The organism is Polynucleobacter sp. MWH-HuK1, assembly GCF_018881815.1.
Classification (GTDB): domain Bacteria; phylum Pseudomonadota; class Gammaproteobacteria; order Burkholderiales; family Burkholderiaceae; genus Polynucleobacter.
This window is the reverse complement of sequence record NZ_JACVPP010000001.1, coordinates 1-17691: the sequence shown is the minus strand read 5'-3', so window position 1 is coordinate 17691 and position 17691 is coordinate 1. Positions and strand designations below refer to the sequence as shown.

The window sequence follows — 17691 nt, the reverse complement described above, 5'->3', positions numbered from 1 at the left end:
ACGTTCTTTGGCGGTCGGTTTTTTCTGTCAGAAACGCTTATTGAAAAAACAATCTCTGCCATCTTATTCATCTTTTGTGGCATTGCCTTGGGTATGGGCCTAGATGTCTGATGTGCTGGAGCCAGATTCAATCGAGTGGTGGCTGGCTGATGTTCGTGCTTTTATTATGGACGCAGCTCCATCGCTACTTCCCCTTTTCGATATCTATTCAGCGGAAGCCATATTCGGTCGGCGTTTTATTGCCTCAGATTTAGAGCGTTTGCAACCGGGGGCAAGAATCATCGAAGTTGGTGCTGGTTTGCTATTGCTCAGTTGCCAACTGGTCAGGGAGGGGTTTCATGTCACTGCACTTGAGCCAACTGCTTCGGGATTTTCGCATTTTGAGCAGATGCGGCGGATGGTGCAGCAAAGAGCAACCATGTTAGGGTTCAGTCCTAAAGTTCTAGATCTAAATGCCGAAAATTTAACTACACATAATTGTTTTGATTATGCGTTTTCAATAAATGTGATGGAGCATGTGGATAATGTTGCACTAGTTTTTGCCAATGTTGGGCGAAGTCTAGTTATTGGGGCAAGCTATAGATTTACTTGCCCAAATTATCTGTTTCCATATGAGCCCCATTTCAACATTCCGACCTTGTTTTCTAAACGACTTACAGAAATAGTGCTAAGTCAAAAAATACTCAGTAGTAGAGATATTCCAGATCCTTTGGGTTTGTGGAAGTCGCTTAATTGGATCAGCGTTGTGCAGGTACACAGAATCTCTAAAAAGCTTCCATGGATACGGGTTACTTTCAATCCTCTTTTATTGGTATCGACACTAGAGCGTATTTCCTCTGATAGAAATTTTTCAAATCGCCGCTCACCAACCATGCGCAAGTTACTGATACTATTTGTGGGATTACAACTGCATCATCTGCTCCGGTTTATGCCCGCTATACTCCAACCGGTCATGGACTGCAGGGTAGAAAAAATTTCTGATTCGGGGGTTTATTGATGGCCCAGATAACTCATGGCATAAGGGCAATTTTGTCTCACCCATCCATTTATAGAGTATTTCAGTCCATGATGGGCGCTCATCAAGGTCGCAAGTGGTTTGTTGAAAATTTTGTTAAGTCATTTCCTGGGATGAAGGTTCTTGATATAGGTTGTGGTCCGGCAGACATTTTGGCTTATATGCCAGGAGTTGATTATTATGGGTTTGATGTCGACGGTGCTTATATTAAGCATGCACATAAAAAATTTGGCCCACGTGGAAAATTTCACTGTAAGCAACTACAAATTACAGATTTAGAATCTTTACCATTATTTGATATTGTTCTTGCGCTCGGTTTACTTCATCATCTAGACGATTCTGTTGCGGCAGACGTCATCCGCCTCGCTACTAAAGCACTGAAACCAGGTGGCAGGTTTTTGACAATTGACCCATGCTTTGATCCTTTACAAAATCCTATTGCTCGTTTACTGATTCGTGGAGACAGAGGCCAGAATATACGAGATAAGACTGGTTATGAAGCCTTGGCTAGTGTTTTTTTTGAATCACCACGAGTTGAAGTGCATCATAGAGCATGGATTCCGTATACGCACTGCATCATGGTATGCCAGCAATGAAGATCCCCTTTAACAGGCCTTACTTGACAGGCAAGGAGATGTCTTACATTGCCGAGGCAAAATTTAATAATATGCTAGCGGGTGATGGTTCATTCACCAAGCGTTGCCATCAATGGCTCGAGCAATACAGCGACTGCAAGAAGGTATTGTTGACTAACTCTTGCACTGCTGCGCTAGAAATGGCGGCCTTATTGATTAACGTTCAGCCGGGTGATGAAATCATCATGCCGTCCTATACTTTTGTTTCCACGGCGAATGCTTTCGTACTACGCGGCGGCGTGCCGGTATTTGTAGATATCCGTGAAGACACTCTGAATCTTGACGAGCGCCTTATCGAAGCAGCCATTACCCCGCGTACTAGGGCAATAGTACCAGTGCACTATGCCGGCGTGGCCTGCGAGATGAATTCCATTATGGATATCGCTATGCATCATAAGCTAAAAGTAATTGAAGATGCTGCTCAAGGTGTTATGGCTAGTTATAAAGGACGCTCATTGGGTAGTATCGGAGACCTTGGTGCCTATAGTTTCCATGAAACAAAGAATGTAATTTCAGGTGAGGGGGGTGCGTTGCTGGTCAATGATCCCGAGTTGGCTTTGCGAGCAGAAATTATTCGAGAAAAAGGTACTGACCGTAGCCGTTATTTCCGAGGTGAAGTTGACAAGTATACGTGGCAAGAAATTGGTTCTTCATTTCTGCCTGGAGAAATAGTGGCTGCATTTCTTTTGGCGCAGCTTGAAGAGGCTGATCGAATCACTAAAGAGCGTCTGGCGATTTGGCGTCATTATCATAGGTTGCTTGAACCCCTAGAGTCCAAAGGTATCCTCCGTCGCCCAATCGTACCTGACGATTGTCAGCACAATGCACATATGTACTATTTTTTGCTGGCACCAGGAACTGATCGGGAGAAGGTGCTTCAGGGGTTCAAGAATAGGGATATAAATTCAGTATTTCACTATGTACCATTGCATTCATCACCTGCTGGTCGGAGATTTGGCCGCGTAAATGGGTCGATGGCAAACACTAATGCTCAATCTGAACGCTTGATACGTCTCCCTTTGTGGGTAGGCTTGACAGAGCAACAGCAAGACAAAGTTGTACAAGTCTTAAAAAGTGTAACTATGCATAGGTAGAGCAAATTATCAATCGTCCTCATATTAAGGTATTAGCATTATGCTATGTTAATTTCATCCTTCTTAAAGGTATTTGATTCTAATATTTATAATTACATTGTGCCAATTAATGCAACTAAGCAATCTCTATTAAATCTACCTCGCTCAGCGAAGCGTGGTTTGGTGATCGTTTCTGATGCTCTTATTTCTGGGTTTAGTGTTTGGCTTGCATTTGGACTTCGATTGGATCAATGGGGTTATTTTCACGGCAATCAATGGATAGTATTGATTGCCGCAATTGGATTTTCATTGCCCCTCTTTATTTTCTTTGGCTTATATCGAGCTATTTTTAGATACATTGGCTCAGCTGCGTTTGCCTCAATAGTGCGTGTTTTTATCATATATGGCACCTTATTTTTCTGTACATTTACACTCCTTGGCATAGATGGCGTGCCTCGCTCAATTGGGGTAATTCAGCCAATTGTTCTCTTTATTGGGATTGGCGCAAGTCGATATTTTGTTCGTCATTGGTTGGGTAGTATTAATAACTTTCAAAAATTATTTCATAGCGCTCAACCGAATGCATTAATTTATGGTGCTGGCGCTGCGGGCCGTCAATTGGCAGTTAGCTTAACGAGTAGCCAAGAAATGGTGGTCAAAGGTTTTATTGATGATGACCCTCAATTGCATAGGAGCACTATTAATGGACTTCATGTGTACGCTAGTACTGATTTACAAGGTCTAATCCATCGTTTAGATGTTACCGATGTGTTATTGGCCATTCCTTCGGCTAATCAGAGTCGCAGAAGCGCAATTATTAACTCATTAGGGGGGTGCGGGGTTCGCGTTCGAACATTGCCTGGATTGAATGATTTAGCTTCTGGTCGAGTCAGAATTTCGGACTTACATGATTTGGATATGAATGACTTGCTTGGGCGGGAGGTTGTCCCGCCCCAAGTTGAGTTACTTGAAAAAAATATCCGTAATCAAGTCGTTTTGGTTAGTGGGGCTGGGGGCTCAATTGGCAGTGAATTATGTCGCCAGATTATTAGGTTCTCCCCTAAGGCATTGATTCTGCTTGATATAAGCGAGCACTCCCTTTATTTAATCTATGAAGAATTGAAGACGGCACTTATTGATTTAGATGATAGCTGTTCTGAGCCGATCAGAGATGGCGCTGAATTTTCTCCCTCGTTGATGCCAATAAAGTTAATACCCTGCATAGCTTCAGTGCGTGATGGTGAATTATTGATGAAAATTTTTAAGGCCCATCAACCTACTACTGTTTTTCATACTGCTGCTTATAAGCATGTTCCCTTGGTAGAGCAAAATCCTGCGGAAGGTATTCGCAATAATGTGTTCGGGACTTTCACTTGCGCACAGGTGAGCTTGGAGTGTGGCGTACCCCACTTTATTCTGGTGAGTACTGATAAAGCGGTTAGACCTACCAATGTTATGGGGGCAAGTAAACGCATTGCTGAGCTTGTTTTACAAGCAATGGCGGATATTTCTTTTAAGGGCGAACATTCAACTACATTTTCAATGGTTAGATTTGGCAATGTACTTGGCTCCTCTGGTTCCGTAGCGCCACTTTTTAGTTCCCAAATTGCAGCTGGTGGACCTATTACTTTGACGCATTTTGAGGTAACACGTTATTTTATGACTATTCCCGAGGCGGCTCAGCTGGTAATTCAAGCTAGCGCAATGGCCAGCGGTGGAGATGTTTTTGTCTTAAATATGGGCGAGCCCATACGAATTTATGATTTGGCTGTACGTATGGTTTATTTATCAGGCCTATTGGTTAAGGATGATGCCCATCCTAACGGCGATATTGAAATTAAGGTCACTGGTTTGCGCCCAGGGGAAAAGCTCTACGAGGAGCTCCTCATTGGCGATAGCCCGCGGGCAACTAATCACCCTAAAATCATGAAGGCGCATGAAGAGTTTTTGCCATGGGATCAGCTGCAACAGGAGCTTGAAAAGCTTAACTTAGCTTTGAATGCAAATGATAGCAAGTTGATTAGAAGTATGCTCATAAGATTAGTCCCTGGCTACCAGCCTAATCGCGATGGAGTGGATTATGAGCATTCTATTTAAGATTAAAGCTTGCACAATTATCTTGATATACGCTAAAGTTGCGATGAACTATGTCAGCTAATCAACTTCTCTCTGAACTTAAGCAATTTTTTGTAAATTCATTTACAGATCGCGTCTAACAAGAGAAAATTTTGCATTCAATTCTTGAAGAAATACCTAATCCAAGAGATTCTGGCCTATTCAAGATTTTATGCAGTTGCACCCAGATTGGTCTAGATGCGTTTGCTTTAGACGAGTCCAATGTTCTTGTTGCCAATCAGCTTATTGGTTTGCATGCTGCTACTATCCGCAAATACCTATACCAAAAAAATAATTGAGCACATTAATATTGCTTCTTGGGCGCTAGAAAAAATTCAAGCGGGTATGGCTAAAGTTTTTTAAGATTACACTTTAATTCGGTTTTCTCAGCTTTATTGTCCTCTTTAATATCGTAGTAGAGATATTTAGACCTTTAGACCTAGATTAATGTTCTCACTGTATATTCTGCTAAGTTGGGATTAAGAGCCTTTTAAATTCCGATCTAATTGGGGATTTTTTTAAATTCTTGCGCAAAAAACCGGGTAGGACTGTAATCTACTTCTCTAGGTGCTTTCTTGAGGTTCGCTCTTTGTATTCGGTGGCGGTTGCAGGGCCAATACGATAGACAGCTTTTGCATGAGATTTTGTAATGACATCCTAAATATTAATAAATAATTCAATAAAATCAATTGCTTAAATACTTATTGGGGGATTTTTAGTGTGTTGATAATGCAGTTGCCTTTTCCAAGGCTGCCCAGCCCCGAAATTGCCATTCCTGGAGCTTTCAAATCAAGAAAATTCCTTTAAAATTAAGAACTAAACAATAAAAATATCTATTCATAATCGAACGCTCCGAGATGGCAATGATCTTGGTGGTTTTGATGGTGCTGGCGGTAGATTTACCTTATGGCTCAAATAAACGTCCTCATTGATGCAGCGAGAGCAGTAGTTCAGTCTACTAGCTCTGCTGTTGGCGTTTCTGCGGCAAATGCAAATTTAGTTGCCGTTGCAGGCGCATTGTCTGGTATGCAAATGTCTGGCTATGATGTAGTTGATCCTCGCATGTTTGATGCCCTACCCGCTCCTTCTGAAACGGTTGGCGCGGTCGCGGATATAGCAAGCGAAACAAGCCATTACATTCCTAGTCAATTTGCTTACCAAGGGGTAGAGCAGAATATTTTTTCAGGTCTAGTGAATCCTGATGCAACTTTCGATTTTCAGAATTTCTTTGTAGATGCTCCGATTCAAGCTAGACCACTCAGTGCTAATTTTCAATTTAATGATTTCGCATTAGAGTCTGACAGTTTGTTTGATCCAAGTCACCCTGATGGGGCCGGCATTGGCCCAGGTGATGAGTCTGGTAGTGAATCTGATAGCGCTGATAAATCTCAGCGTGGTTCTACGGGCGCTGAAGATGCTGAAAAAGCCGATGCAGAAGTGCTTGCTTCTGAATCTATGCTTGGTGATGGTGCAGCACAATTTAACGCGGGCTTTCAGGGCCTCAAGGGCGGAATTGCGCAAGCTTCTAGTACGGCAGCTAACAGCATTAATTACGCTTCATCAGCATCTAGCCCATACGCTTACAGTTCTTTTTATAACTCTTTTGATGGCTCCTCTTCAGCAATCCAAGACGATCTCTTAATTGAGCCAAGCGGGTTTATTTATTTAAGCTCCGGGTCTGGCGATGTGGTAGAAGGCACGCGTTATGCCGATACTTTATTTGGTTCATTGTCTGGTGGCGATACCTTAATTGGCGGCGCGGGAAGTGATACTTATGCCATTTATTCAAACTCCACACTGTTAATTGAAGATGCAGCTGGTGGTTCAAGCGATACTGCATATATTGGCGTTGAAAATTATCTGGGTACTGCAGGCATTGAGAATATTGCTGCAATTGATACTGAGGCTTATGCAACCCAAGCTAGTACTGCAGGCCCTTATTTAACTGGTCTGGATACTGGCTGGCGCATCAATGGATCGGCAGATGCACAAACTCTCAGCGGCTTATATGGGGCGGATATTCTGAATGGCGGCGGCGGTAATGATCTGTTAATTGGTGGCGCAGGCGACGATGTTTATATCTATACCGGTAGTGAAATCATCATAGAGAATACATCCCAAGGTCACGACATTGTGCAGGCCTCTGTGGACTACACCTTATCTAGCAATATTGAGGTCGCTATAGCAAATGAAAATGCTAGCGACGTAAATTTAGTTGGTAATTCACTAGATAATTTATTGGTAGGCAATGATGCCGTTAACAATCTTAGTGGCGGCGCTGGTTCGGATACCTTAGTCAGTGGTAGCGGTGGGGATATTTTGACGGGTGGATTAGGTTCAGATACCTTTATTTTGAATAGTCAAGATAGCTTCCTGGGTGAGATTACTGACTTTGAATCTGGTCAAGATCACATCTCACTTTTAAATACTGATCCAAGTGTGACGCTTTCAATGGCACCTTCAGATGGCTTTACTGGAGTAGCCGGTCAATTATGGTCGGTGGATGGCGGCCTACAGATTGATTGGGACGGCGATGCCCAATTTGATGCACTCTTACTGATTAATGAGGCGCCAACCTTGGCAGATTTAACCCTCGTTGATCACAACCATATTCCGTACTTTTAGGAATTATGAGTACGCAAAGTCTTGCGCAAGATCAATTGCAAAGTGCCAGCTTAACCCCATATCAGCGAATTGCCAAGCTGATTGGTCAAGGCCAGCATGATCAAGCCATCAAAGAGCTTAGTGCATTAGATAAAAAAGCCCTACTATCCAATCATGCTTTGCTAAATGCTTATGGCGTTGCGTTGCGAAGCACGGGTAAGCCAGAAGCAGCTATTCAGATGTATCACTTGGCATTAAAGCTTGATAGCAAACAAGGTGGCACATGGTCAAATTTGGGTAATGCTTTAAAGGATTCAAACTACCCGATGGCCTCCATGAGTGCGCACCGCTACGCACTAGATTTGGCGGAGAAACCTGAAGGCAAGCTTTGGCATAACTATGGCATTGCCTTGGCTATGGCTGGAGATCATGCAGGTGCAATTGAGGCCTTGCAAGCTGCTATTGAAATTGATCCCAACAAACAAGGTTTGCGATGGGATCTTGCGCGCTCACAATTAGCACTTAAAGATTACCGAAATGGTTTTGAAAATTATCAATATCGTTGGAATATGGAGGAGGCGCCCCCAAGACGAGTCTTTGGTAAAGAGTGGGACGGACAGCAGTTAAGTGATGAAGTGTTGTTTGTGTATGCTGAGCAGGGTTTTGGTGATTACATTCAGTGCGCCCGTTACCTGCCGCTATTACTGAAAAGAGCACCAAATTTGTTGGTTGAAGTAAAGTCAGAGCTACGTCTTTTAATGGAACATTCTTTTCCAGATATTCAATTTGTTGATTATGTAGAGCATAAACAAGAGCGCACAGAAGGTTTCATTGCTTCACTTTTAGATTCTCCTCGTTTTTTTAAAGACGAACCAATACCCGGAGTAAATGGCTATCTCACTCCAGCACCAAGCCAACATGTTTATGGTGAGCGCTTACAAGCTCGTTTGAGTGATACTAAATCCCTCAAGGTTGGTATTGTCTGGTCTGGTAGTTTGACGTTTAAGCGGAATAACTATCGTTCAGCGCCATTAGATTGGTTTTTTAATCACTTTGTTTTGCCTGGCGTAAATCTTTTTTCTTTGCAGATGGGCCCGCGCTCAGAGGATTTGAAGAAATTGCCTTTAGCAGTAATTTCTAATGAGCTTATTCCCCATATTGAGAACTTTAATGACACGGCTTTGATATTACAGAAACTGGATTTGGTGATTATGACCTGCAGTAGTACAGCCCATCTTTGTGGTGCATTAAATGTTCCATGTTGGGTTTTGTTGGATAGTTCTCCGCATTGGTTATGGGGCCCAGACTCGACAACATCTGATTGGTATCAAAGTTTGACTTTATTTCGACAGCAATCTCCTGGAGATTGGCGCTCAGTATTTGATCGCGCTAGCGCACAGTTAATTTCTTTAGGGATGCAAAAAAAATATGAATGATTCACCGATCGTCAAGATCATGCGGGATCCATTGCTCTCGCGAACAATCATTGCTGCCGTTATTGCGGATGGCTTGTTATTGCTGCCATTTTTCTTTACATCCAATCTATTCAGTAAGATTTTGCCCTCCGGAAATTTGGTCTCCTTGGTGGTGTTGTTGATATTTTCTTTGGTCGCTTTGCGCTTAAGTAATACCTACGACCGCTTGAGGACCGCTGGCTTGCTCCTCATTCGTAGACGCATGTTAGAAGTTTTATCGCCACAAGAGGGAATCCTCCTATTTGCTCGTGGTCGCGAGGTAACGCCTCATATACGTCTTTTGCAATCTATCATGATTTCTCTACGATCAGGAGATTTTGTGGCGGTTGCAGGCGCTGCATTGCAAGTCTTTTTCCCAATTGCAGTGTTGGTCTTAACCTTATTTGTTAGCTTCAAGCTGTTCTTATTAATCTTATTATTTTTGCTGGGATATGGGTATATCTTCCAATTCAAAATGGCTCAGCAAAATAAGGGTGTGCAGAGCGATCGTTTAGCAGGGGTTCGTAAAAGCTGGTTCTATCGTTGGATGGGCTCATCCCCTAGACGCATGCGCTTTTATTTTGCAAGCCCTAAGTTAACATACTCCCCATGGTCTGGGGCGGCAGATGCGGCAAGAATGGGGACGTTTCGATACTCCGCATCTTTATTGCTTTTATCCTTAGCCGCATTTTTGATCATTGCAGATAACCTACCTACAGGATTTTTGCTGCCGATTTCATTCTTCTCGCAACGACTATTGCAGCCTGCTGAACGACTGCGTCAGATTTCATTGATCTTTAAGATATTTACTTTAGCTGCAGCTAATCCGCCGAAATCCTTGAGTGCGGCAAAGTTGAAAGCTACCAACGCATCCTCTTCCAATGCCCTCACTGTGATTGCGCAGCCTGCTTTACCTGAAGAGCCTGTTATGGACCCAAAGAAAAAGGTGGATAGCTTGCAGTTTGTGGCGCCTTTGGAGATTCATCAAGGTGAATTCAAGATAAAGCTTGCTGAATCATTCGAAGTTCAGGCTGGACAGATTTGTGTTGTATCTGCAGGGGTGGGTCAAGGAAAAACACTTTTACTGGAATCAATTTTAGGGATCCGAACAATGCATGTTGGGCGCATTGATTTGAAAACCCAATACTCTCAGCCCTGGGATTTAATTCGGTATATGAATCAATCTGATTTTTATGATGCAAATGAAGGGCTATCTTTTTACACTATCCGCTTGCACGATATTAAAAAAATTCTTACCAAGACTGTTGGCGAGCTTTTAGTGATTGATGATCCGATGATGGGTATGGATGCGAGGGCGCGTAATCAAGTAGTTGAGGGTTTGGCTGCGGCTAAGGCTGCTGGTGCAACCATGGTGATTGCTTCGAACGACCGTCAACTCGTTGACTTGTCGGATTGCTGGTTAACAATTAATGACGCAGGCGACATGCAGTTACGCAAGAAAGAAGCGTAAGCTTGAAGTTAATCCAGCCAGTTTGGCAATTTCTCTCGAAGATATTTTCTTTCATAGGAAAGTGCCTGCATTGGCTTAATAAAGTATTTCATCGGTATATTTTGACTCCAGCACGTCGCAAACGCGCGTTACGTATGGTTGCAAAGCTCAATAAGTTTTTAAAATACTTTAATGAGGGCTCCCGAGGTTTTTTAGCGATTAAACGAAATCGTAATGCCCTGGTGATGGGTTTATTTTTGGCAGTACTTCTGGTACCACTGAGTTCATCTGTGAACTTGATGGGTCAATTAGGGTTTGTGCAAAAAAAGTTACCGATTGAGACTTTAGAGGGCGGCATTATTCTGGAAGTAAGCGTTACTGACGGTCAGTTGGTAAACAAGGGTGATGTGCTTGCACTTTTGGATGAGCCTCGTATTAATTCAGAGCTCACCTCACAATTAAATAATGCAGCGGCTAAGGCTTGTAAGCTTGAGCGTTACCGAGCGATTGTGGAGTTATCAGATTTTCAAAGCCCTACCAATCTGGATCTCATCCCAGAGCAATATCTTGAGCGATATTGCGCTCATGAGAAGAAGGTTGCGGATGGTTTCGTCAATTCATATAAAGCTCGCATTGAAATTGCGCAAGGCCAGCTAGATCACACTACAGAGGATGTTGAGCGTACCGAAAAGGCTGTGATCAATGAAGAGCGACGTTTACAAATTCAAAAAGAAATTTATCAAAAGAAAAAAGAGTTAGTTCGTCAGAATTTCTATGCAGAAGCCGCTTTACTTGATCAAGAAAATCAAGTTATCAATGCAAAGCAAAGTTTGGCTTCTAAAAGTGTTGAGTTATCTGATCGAAAAAACAAACAACTTGATTTACAACGTCAGCTTTTAGATATCCGTTCTGAATTCTCTGATAAAAATCGTGCTGACTATGCTGCACTCATTTCGGATTTCGAATCGCAATATGCCGGCTTAAAGTACGCTTATCGCTCTAGCCAAAATTTGCGCATTGTTGCCCCGCAGACTGGCTACGTAACAGCCTTAAGGAAACTGCGTCCTGGCATCTTGCTGGCGCCACGTGAACCTCTCATGGAAATTGTGCCAACAGGCGAGGATTTGGTTGCTATTGCCACTTACAAACCGGCCGATCATGCGAATGTGCATGTTGGTCAAGATGCGATTGTTCGATTGCAAACCCATAATCAGAGTCTCTCACCAGAATTTCACGGCAGCGTTATTTCTGTAACTGCAGATGTAAGGCAAGAAACCCCGAATGATCCGCCTATGTATGAAGCGATTGTGAGTTTTCCTTGTGATGCGCATTGTCGTCAGCGGGCATTTCTTACTGCGGGAATACCGGTCGATGTCTATGTTTTAGGTCAACGACGCTCTCTGCTATCCTACTTAGTAAGTACGATGATGCGCGCAGGCAGGTCGGTATTGTCTGAGCCAAATTAATTAATTTTTTATTGGAGGTGGTATGAGTTTAGAAGGTGCAGACGTATATATCGACGGTGTTGGCGCTCTTTTCTTTAATGGCCAAGTGTTGAAAATTGATCTATTGACTTTATATCCAGACCCAAAGGAAAACACTAAGTTAAATCCCCGTCTAGCTGGAAGGCTTGCTATGCCGATAAATGCTGCAGTGCAACTAAGAGATAGTTTGAACCGCTTAGTGGCTGATTTGCAAAAGGCTCAAGAGCAAAATCAAAAGGCCAATCCAGCAACAGCTCAGGTCGAGTCTGCTGCTGAGGCTGATAAAAAAGCTAAAAAGTAAATTTATTTAATTAAATCAATAACTTATATAGTGTAATTTTATATTATCTCGGTTAATCTCAAATAGTTCTAAAGTTTTGAATTAATCCCTGCTCTTTATCTCAAAAAATACTAAAATCAATCAATATTCACTCTAAATTTAGGGTGGTGTTTGATTGATTCATTACTTGAGATATTGATATGGCAATAAACAATACCGCTCCTAGTTTTTTAAATGTGGGTGATGGTATCACCGGCATACAGTTTGGGGGTGCCGGCGTTTATTCGTATGCAACAAATCTGGCAACTTTGCCTAACGGCAATATCCTTGCTGCGCTCTCAACCAACATCACTAGCAATGCGCCGGTAGGCGTCGCTCTTTTTGATGCGAACGGTAATTTAGTTTTAGGTTTTGGAAATGATGGAGTAAATGATGGTGTAGTAAGTATGGCCACTACATCGAACGGCGGATCTGGTTTTCCAGTCATTGCTGTAGATGAAGCAACTAGTACCTTTGTGTTGGCTGGGCATCAGTCGATCACTAAATACAATTTTGATGGAACTAAAGTCACCTCATTTGGTTCTGGTGGCACCATCACTGAAAATCTTAATTCAACCTGGAGCAGCATTTCTGCTATTAATTTCAATTCAGCAGGCAAGCTCATTGTCACTCACAATAATGGCACGATCGCACGGTTTAACAGCGATGGTTCCGTAGATAATACTTTCGGTACTAGCGGGACTTTTTACGCAAGCAATGTTGATATCAGCACCCTACAGGCTGATGGAAAAATTCTGACGGCAAGCTGGAATGGTGTTGTTACTAGGTATAACGAAAACGGTAGCCTAGACAACACTTTTGTTCCTACAACCGTTGCATCCGCACGTATTTCCTCTTTAATTACGGATGGGCACTTTAATCCATCGGGATTAATTCAAGATGCTAATGGAAAAATACTAGTTAGCGGTACTGTTGGCGGGTCATCGATTGGTGGTAGCTATAGCTCTCAATTTGCTTTGGCTAGATTCAATGCCGATGGAAGTTTAGACACATCATTTGGCGGTACTGGAATCAAGAGTATTCCATTTGCAAGTAATAACTATGCAGAAGCTACATCTCTTGATTTGCAACCTGATGGCAAGATTTTAATCGGGGGTATGTCTAACGGTCCAACGGTAGTTCGTTTAAATAGCGATGGTTCTTTTGATACATCCTTTGGTAGTGGCGGAACTTCTGTTATTTCTTGGAGTGTTGGTATCAATCGTGCCTGGGATATCGCATTACAAGCTGATGGCAAGATTCTCGTTTCTGGCGATGGAAATTTAGGTTCGCAAGTTGTTCGCTTGACCTCTTCTGGGGTTCTTGATACTTCATTTAGCGCTAACCCAATCGCGAATGGCGCCGAGCTTAATGATGTTACTTATCGCGCAGGTACTTCAGCAATTCCGATTGCTCCTGCCGGACTCATTGTTAGTGATTCGGGTTTAGCTGCACAAGGTAATTTTGCAGGCTCTAGTGTCACCCTCGCGAGAAATGGTGGCGCAAACTCCCAAGATGTCTTTTCAACATTTGGTGGCCGTATATCCGCCTTAAATCAAGGCGGCTCTATATTGCTTGATGGTGAGTCCATTGGTACGGTTACACAAAACTCAGCCGGCACACTCAGTCTTTTATTTAATAGCTCAGCAAGTCAGGCTGAAGTTAATACGGTTTTAAATTCCATCGCCTACTCCAACTCGAATGCTTCTGCTACAACTGAAGATATTCGCATTAATTGGGTATTTTCAGATGGCAATACCTCTGGCCAAGGTAGCGGTGGGGCGTTAAGCACCAATGCTTATACTACGATTGCCCTCACCTCTGCTCAGGGCAGTGCTCCCATTTATGTCGATTTAACCCTCAATCAGTGGGAGCGCGATTCTGATACCTCTACCGTTCGTGGTGGACCAAACGGTTACTACTACAATTCAAGTGACAACTCATGGTCCTCCCAATTTTATCGCTGGCCGGATCCTACAAACCCAAGCTGGATTACTAATCGAGTCACGTTGTCGCAAGATGGTAATTCGGCGATATTGCCACCTGCAAACCAAATTCAAAAAATTGGCCAGCCACTTTCCTATGGTTATTGGGAAAATGTCAATGGTATAAATGTACAGCAGCCAACCATCAACGATCTCAATGCTGATTTGGGAATGTTGCGTATTCATGCGCTTGGTAGCTATCCGACTGCCCAGCTAGACTTTGCTCCATGGGTGGATGCTAATACTCTGCCTACCTATTTTTCCCTTACTGCAGATGGAGCGGCGAAAACGGTAAATTGGGTTAGTCTTCCCGCATTTTGGGACTATAACGAGAGTACTAATAGCTCACAGCAAATTACCGGATTAAAAGCTAAGGTTGTTGCTGGTTTAAACAATAGCGGTAACTACGATCTTCTGATTGGCCATTTTGATTCTGCAGGCAATCTACTCAATGATTTAACTGGCGCTCAAATGAGCGAGATCTTTCGCCAAATTAATCTGATAGATACCAGCACAACACCTTTACAAGCTGCGTATTCATTTAACATACAGGTTAGTAATAATGCACAGCTTTCAAATTTAAATGGTGCTACATGGTATGGTGCATCAGGCCCTGGTCAGGCCGATAAGACAACTGTTTATTACGATACTTTAGCGCCTGTTCAAAGTAAGTTGTATGTTGCTGAGACCAGCATGTTCTTGGCCATGAATGGCACTGGAACTTCCAGTAACAGTCCAGGTAATGTTGCTCAATCACAGTGGCAGGGTGTAGTTGATGCGAAGTTATTGCCACGTTTTACTGCAACAGTTGATGGTGTTCAGGTTGATATTGTTGGCATTAAATCACAATGGAATGGATATGAGCTTAATTTAGCGAAATCTATCATTCCCGGAAAGACAGTTTCTCTTACATATACACCGCCAGCGGGCTCTACAGGAATCAATCAGTTAGATGGTGTTATACAAGATGAAGCCGGTAATGATGCTGCTGCATTCACAATCTCAGGCGTTGCATCAGCAACCCCTACGAGTCAAGTCACCTTTGCGAATTACACAGCAATAGGATTTACTAATGATGAGAACTCAAATAGCAATGGCTATTTTAGTGGTGGTGGTTTGGATATTAGTTATGCGACCAAAATCACCCTAGTATCTTTTGCAAGTGGTAGGGCTGTATTTCAATTTGATATGCCATCTCTTGCTGTTGGAAACCCAAAACTAGACGGCGTAACTATCAATGGGGCCTCCTCTATTTATGCGCAGTTTGAGGTTGCTGTAGATTTGGTTGCAGGTACCAACCCTTATTTATCAGGGATTTTCACAGGCGTTGGACAGTCTAAACTAGTCAGCACCATACCCAACGGTATGAATAACTTCTTCAGTCAAATAGACCCGAAGCTGGCAAAAATTGTCTCATTTAAAAATACAGCGATTGGAGATAATGGTAGTAGACAGCTAATCGAGACAAATGACTTCAATGGAGTAACTAGCTTTATTAAGGTTGATGACTTGTCTGATTCGGCCGCATTGATTGGTAACGATACTTTTTACACTGGCGCGGGTAATGACACAGTTTTCTTGTATGGGGGAAATGACACCCTCATTTCTGCAGGAGGAAGTGACACCATTGACGGTGGCTTTGGAATTGACACTGTATCCTTCTCCAATTTAACCGCTGGTTCAGGTCTGCATGTTATGTTGGCAGACCTGCTGAGTTCAAGTCAAAGTGCTTATGGAACCGCTAGTTACGCTGGGATAAATGGTCAAGTATTATCCCGGTTAACCTCTATTGAAAACGTAGTGGGCAGCAATCTTGCTGACGTTATTACCGGAAATCAAGCAAATAATATTTTGGATGGCGGATCTGCAGGGCAAGATAGCTTGTTTGGCGCTGCAGGTGACGATACTTTAATTGCTAGTCTCTCAGGTAATAACTATTTAGATGGTGGCGATGGTCGTGATACTGCGGTATTGACTGGTAATGCAAATGAATGGAGCGTTGTTTCTTGGGATTGGGTCTCAAATCCAAATCCATCAAGTATTCAAGTTGTCAATCGCAATACTAGTCAAGTAGTTACTATTAGTAGTACTGTTGAGCAGATTGGTTTCCGTGACGCATCTTCTGCTGTTGTTTACGATGTATCGGCGATTATTCAAAATCATGATTTCCCTAATGTAACTACGCCCATTTCACCAAGTCAAACCTATTTCGTTGGCACCTCTGGTAATGATTTCCTGATTGGTAATAATTTAAATAATACGATGCTAGGTTTGGAGGGTAGCGATACCCTTCGAAGTGGTTCTGGAAACGATTCATTGGATGGCGGTTCTGGTAGCAATATATTAATTGGCTCAACGGGTAACGATGTTTATCTGGTGAATTACACAGCCGGATCAACAGCCTTTACTGGCAACTTTGATCCTAGTGGGCCGAATCAGTTCAGTAATGTCATTATTGATAGTTTAGGTATTGATACTCTTAGGGTGACTGTAAATCAGCCAAGCACCCTTAGTTCTAGCGCCTATCTCAATATTCGTCGTGGCGGTGTTGACGGTGCTGATTTTTATGTGGGGCTGAGGGATGGCTCCCAATCGCTTGCCGGCCAAGATGCTTGGTTTGGTAAAACGACAATTGCAGGCCAGTATGAATGGAATGGCATTGCCTACACTGGTAATAACACCGTCGAGAATCTTCAACTTTCCGGAAATATCCTTAACGGTACCGTCAATATAGCATTAGGCGCGGGCTCTAATGCTACTTCGCTTCTTGGTACTGCTGGAGCGGATTTCATAGCTGCATTTGGATCGGGTAACACCATTATTGGTGGAGCTGGCAATGACTTCCTGACTGCTAGCCGACTCGATACCCAAGAAGAGCTGGATGTTTATAACCTGCGCAATGTTGATGGAGTAACTTTAGACGCCAACTCTCCAGCTGGAGTTGTGAATAGATTGGGAACCCTCTTGGGTGACAGTTTGTTTGGCGGTGATGGCAATGACGACCTCAATGGCTACTATGGAAATGACTACCTAGATGGTGGAGCGGGTATTGACCTTTTGAGGGGTTGGGAAGGGAATGATACCTATGTAATTGATAATGCAGGCGACAGTATTGAAGAAAAAACCAGCAGTGGTTATGACACTGGTGGAATTGATACGATTATTACTAGCTTAAGCACATTAGATTTGCGTGCAACTAAGTATGACAATGTTGAGAACCTCACTTCAATTGCTGGCGCAGGCCTATCGACGACTTTGTACGGTGACTCTGGAAATAACGTCATTACCGGCGGTGCTGCTAATGACACTATTGATGGAATTTCAGGCGTAGATACTATTAGTGGCGGGAGTGGTAACGACACAATCGTTGTTCATTCACCAAGTGGCTCAATTGATGGCGGCGAAGGTATTGATACTTTGCAAATTGCTAATGATTTTGCTGGTAGTGCGTTTAGCCTCGGTGCAGCCTCAATCAATTCCATTGAAAATCTCGAATTTATCGGTGCTGGTAACTTTATTGGTGTAGGCAACACCCTCAACAACACCATCACCTCAGG

Annotated in this window: 9 protein-coding genes and 1 pseudogene; all 10 read left to right on the top strand. The window is 43.0% G+C overall.

Features of this window, described 5'->3' with window-relative positions; all coding sequences use genetic code 11:
* Window positions 1–103 precede the first annotated feature (103 nt).
* Window positions 104–997 (top strand): bifunctional 2-polyprenyl-6-hydroxyphenol methylase/3-demethylubiquinol 3-O-methyltransferase UbiG, encoded by an 894-nt coding sequence (locus ICE93_RS00050; RefSeq protein ID WP_216184152.1) that lies wholly within the window; start codon window positions 104–106, stop codon window positions 995–997.
* Window positions 997–1611 (top strand): bifunctional 2-polyprenyl-6-hydroxyphenol methylase/3-demethylubiquinol 3-O-methyltransferase UbiG, encoded by a 615-nt coding sequence (locus ICE93_RS00045; protein WP_216184149.1) that lies wholly within the window; start codon window positions 997–999, stop codon window positions 1609–1611. The genes ICE93_RS00050 and ICE93_RS00045 overlap by 1 nt, the downstream gene beginning before the upstream one ends.
* Window positions 1599–2744 carry a dTDP-4-amino-4,6-dideoxygalactose transaminase gene (gene rffA, locus ICE93_RS00040; protein ID WP_216188157.1) on the top strand — a complete coding sequence of 382 codons (1146 nt, stop codon included), beginning with the start codon at window positions 1599–1601 and terminating at the stop codon, window positions 2742–2744. Before ICE93_RS00045 ends, rffA begins: the two co-directional genes overlap by 13 nt.
* Window positions 2745–2789: 45 nt before the next feature.
* The gene (locus ICE93_RS00035; protein WP_216184146.1) at window positions 2790–4820 is read left to right on the top strand and encodes a nucleoside-diphosphate sugar epimerase/dehydratase; all 2031 of its coding nucleotides are present in this window, start codon (window positions 2790–2792) and stop codon (window positions 4818–4820) included.
* A gap of 924 nt (window positions 4821–5744) precedes the next feature.
* Window positions 5745–7463 (top strand): calcium-binding protein, encoded by a 1719-nt coding sequence (locus ICE93_RS00030; RefSeq protein ID WP_216184143.1) that lies wholly within the window; start codon window positions 5745–5747, stop codon window positions 7461–7463.
* 5 nt (window positions 7464–7468) lie between these two features.
* On the top strand, window positions 7469–8878 hold the full coding sequence (locus ICE93_RS00025; protein ID WP_216184140.1) for a tetratricopeptide repeat protein: 1410 nt from the start codon (window positions 7469–7471) through the stop codon (window positions 8876–8878).
* Window positions 8871–10367, top strand: a complete 1497-nt coding sequence (locus tag ICE93_RS00020; RefSeq protein WP_216184137.1) for a hypothetical protein — start codon at window positions 8871–8873, stop codon at window positions 10365–10367. The genes ICE93_RS00025 and ICE93_RS00020 overlap by 8 nt, the downstream gene beginning before the upstream one ends.
* A gap of 2 nt (window positions 10368–10369) precedes the next feature.
* On the top strand, window positions 10370–11812 hold the full coding sequence (locus ICE93_RS00015) for an HlyD family efflux transporter periplasmic adaptor subunit (RefSeq protein WP_216184134.1): 1443 nt from the start codon (window positions 10370–10372) through the stop codon (window positions 11810–11812).
* Window positions 11813–11834: 22 nt separating this feature from the next.
* Entirely contained in the window at window positions 11835–12131 is a 297-nt protein-coding gene (locus ICE93_RS00010) for a hypothetical protein (RefSeq protein ID WP_216184131.1), read from the top strand.
* A 179-nt stretch (window positions 12132–12310) separates the two neighbouring features.
* Window positions 12311–17691: pseudogene (locus tag ICE93_RS00005) on the top strand (hypothetical protein); the annotation flags it as partial.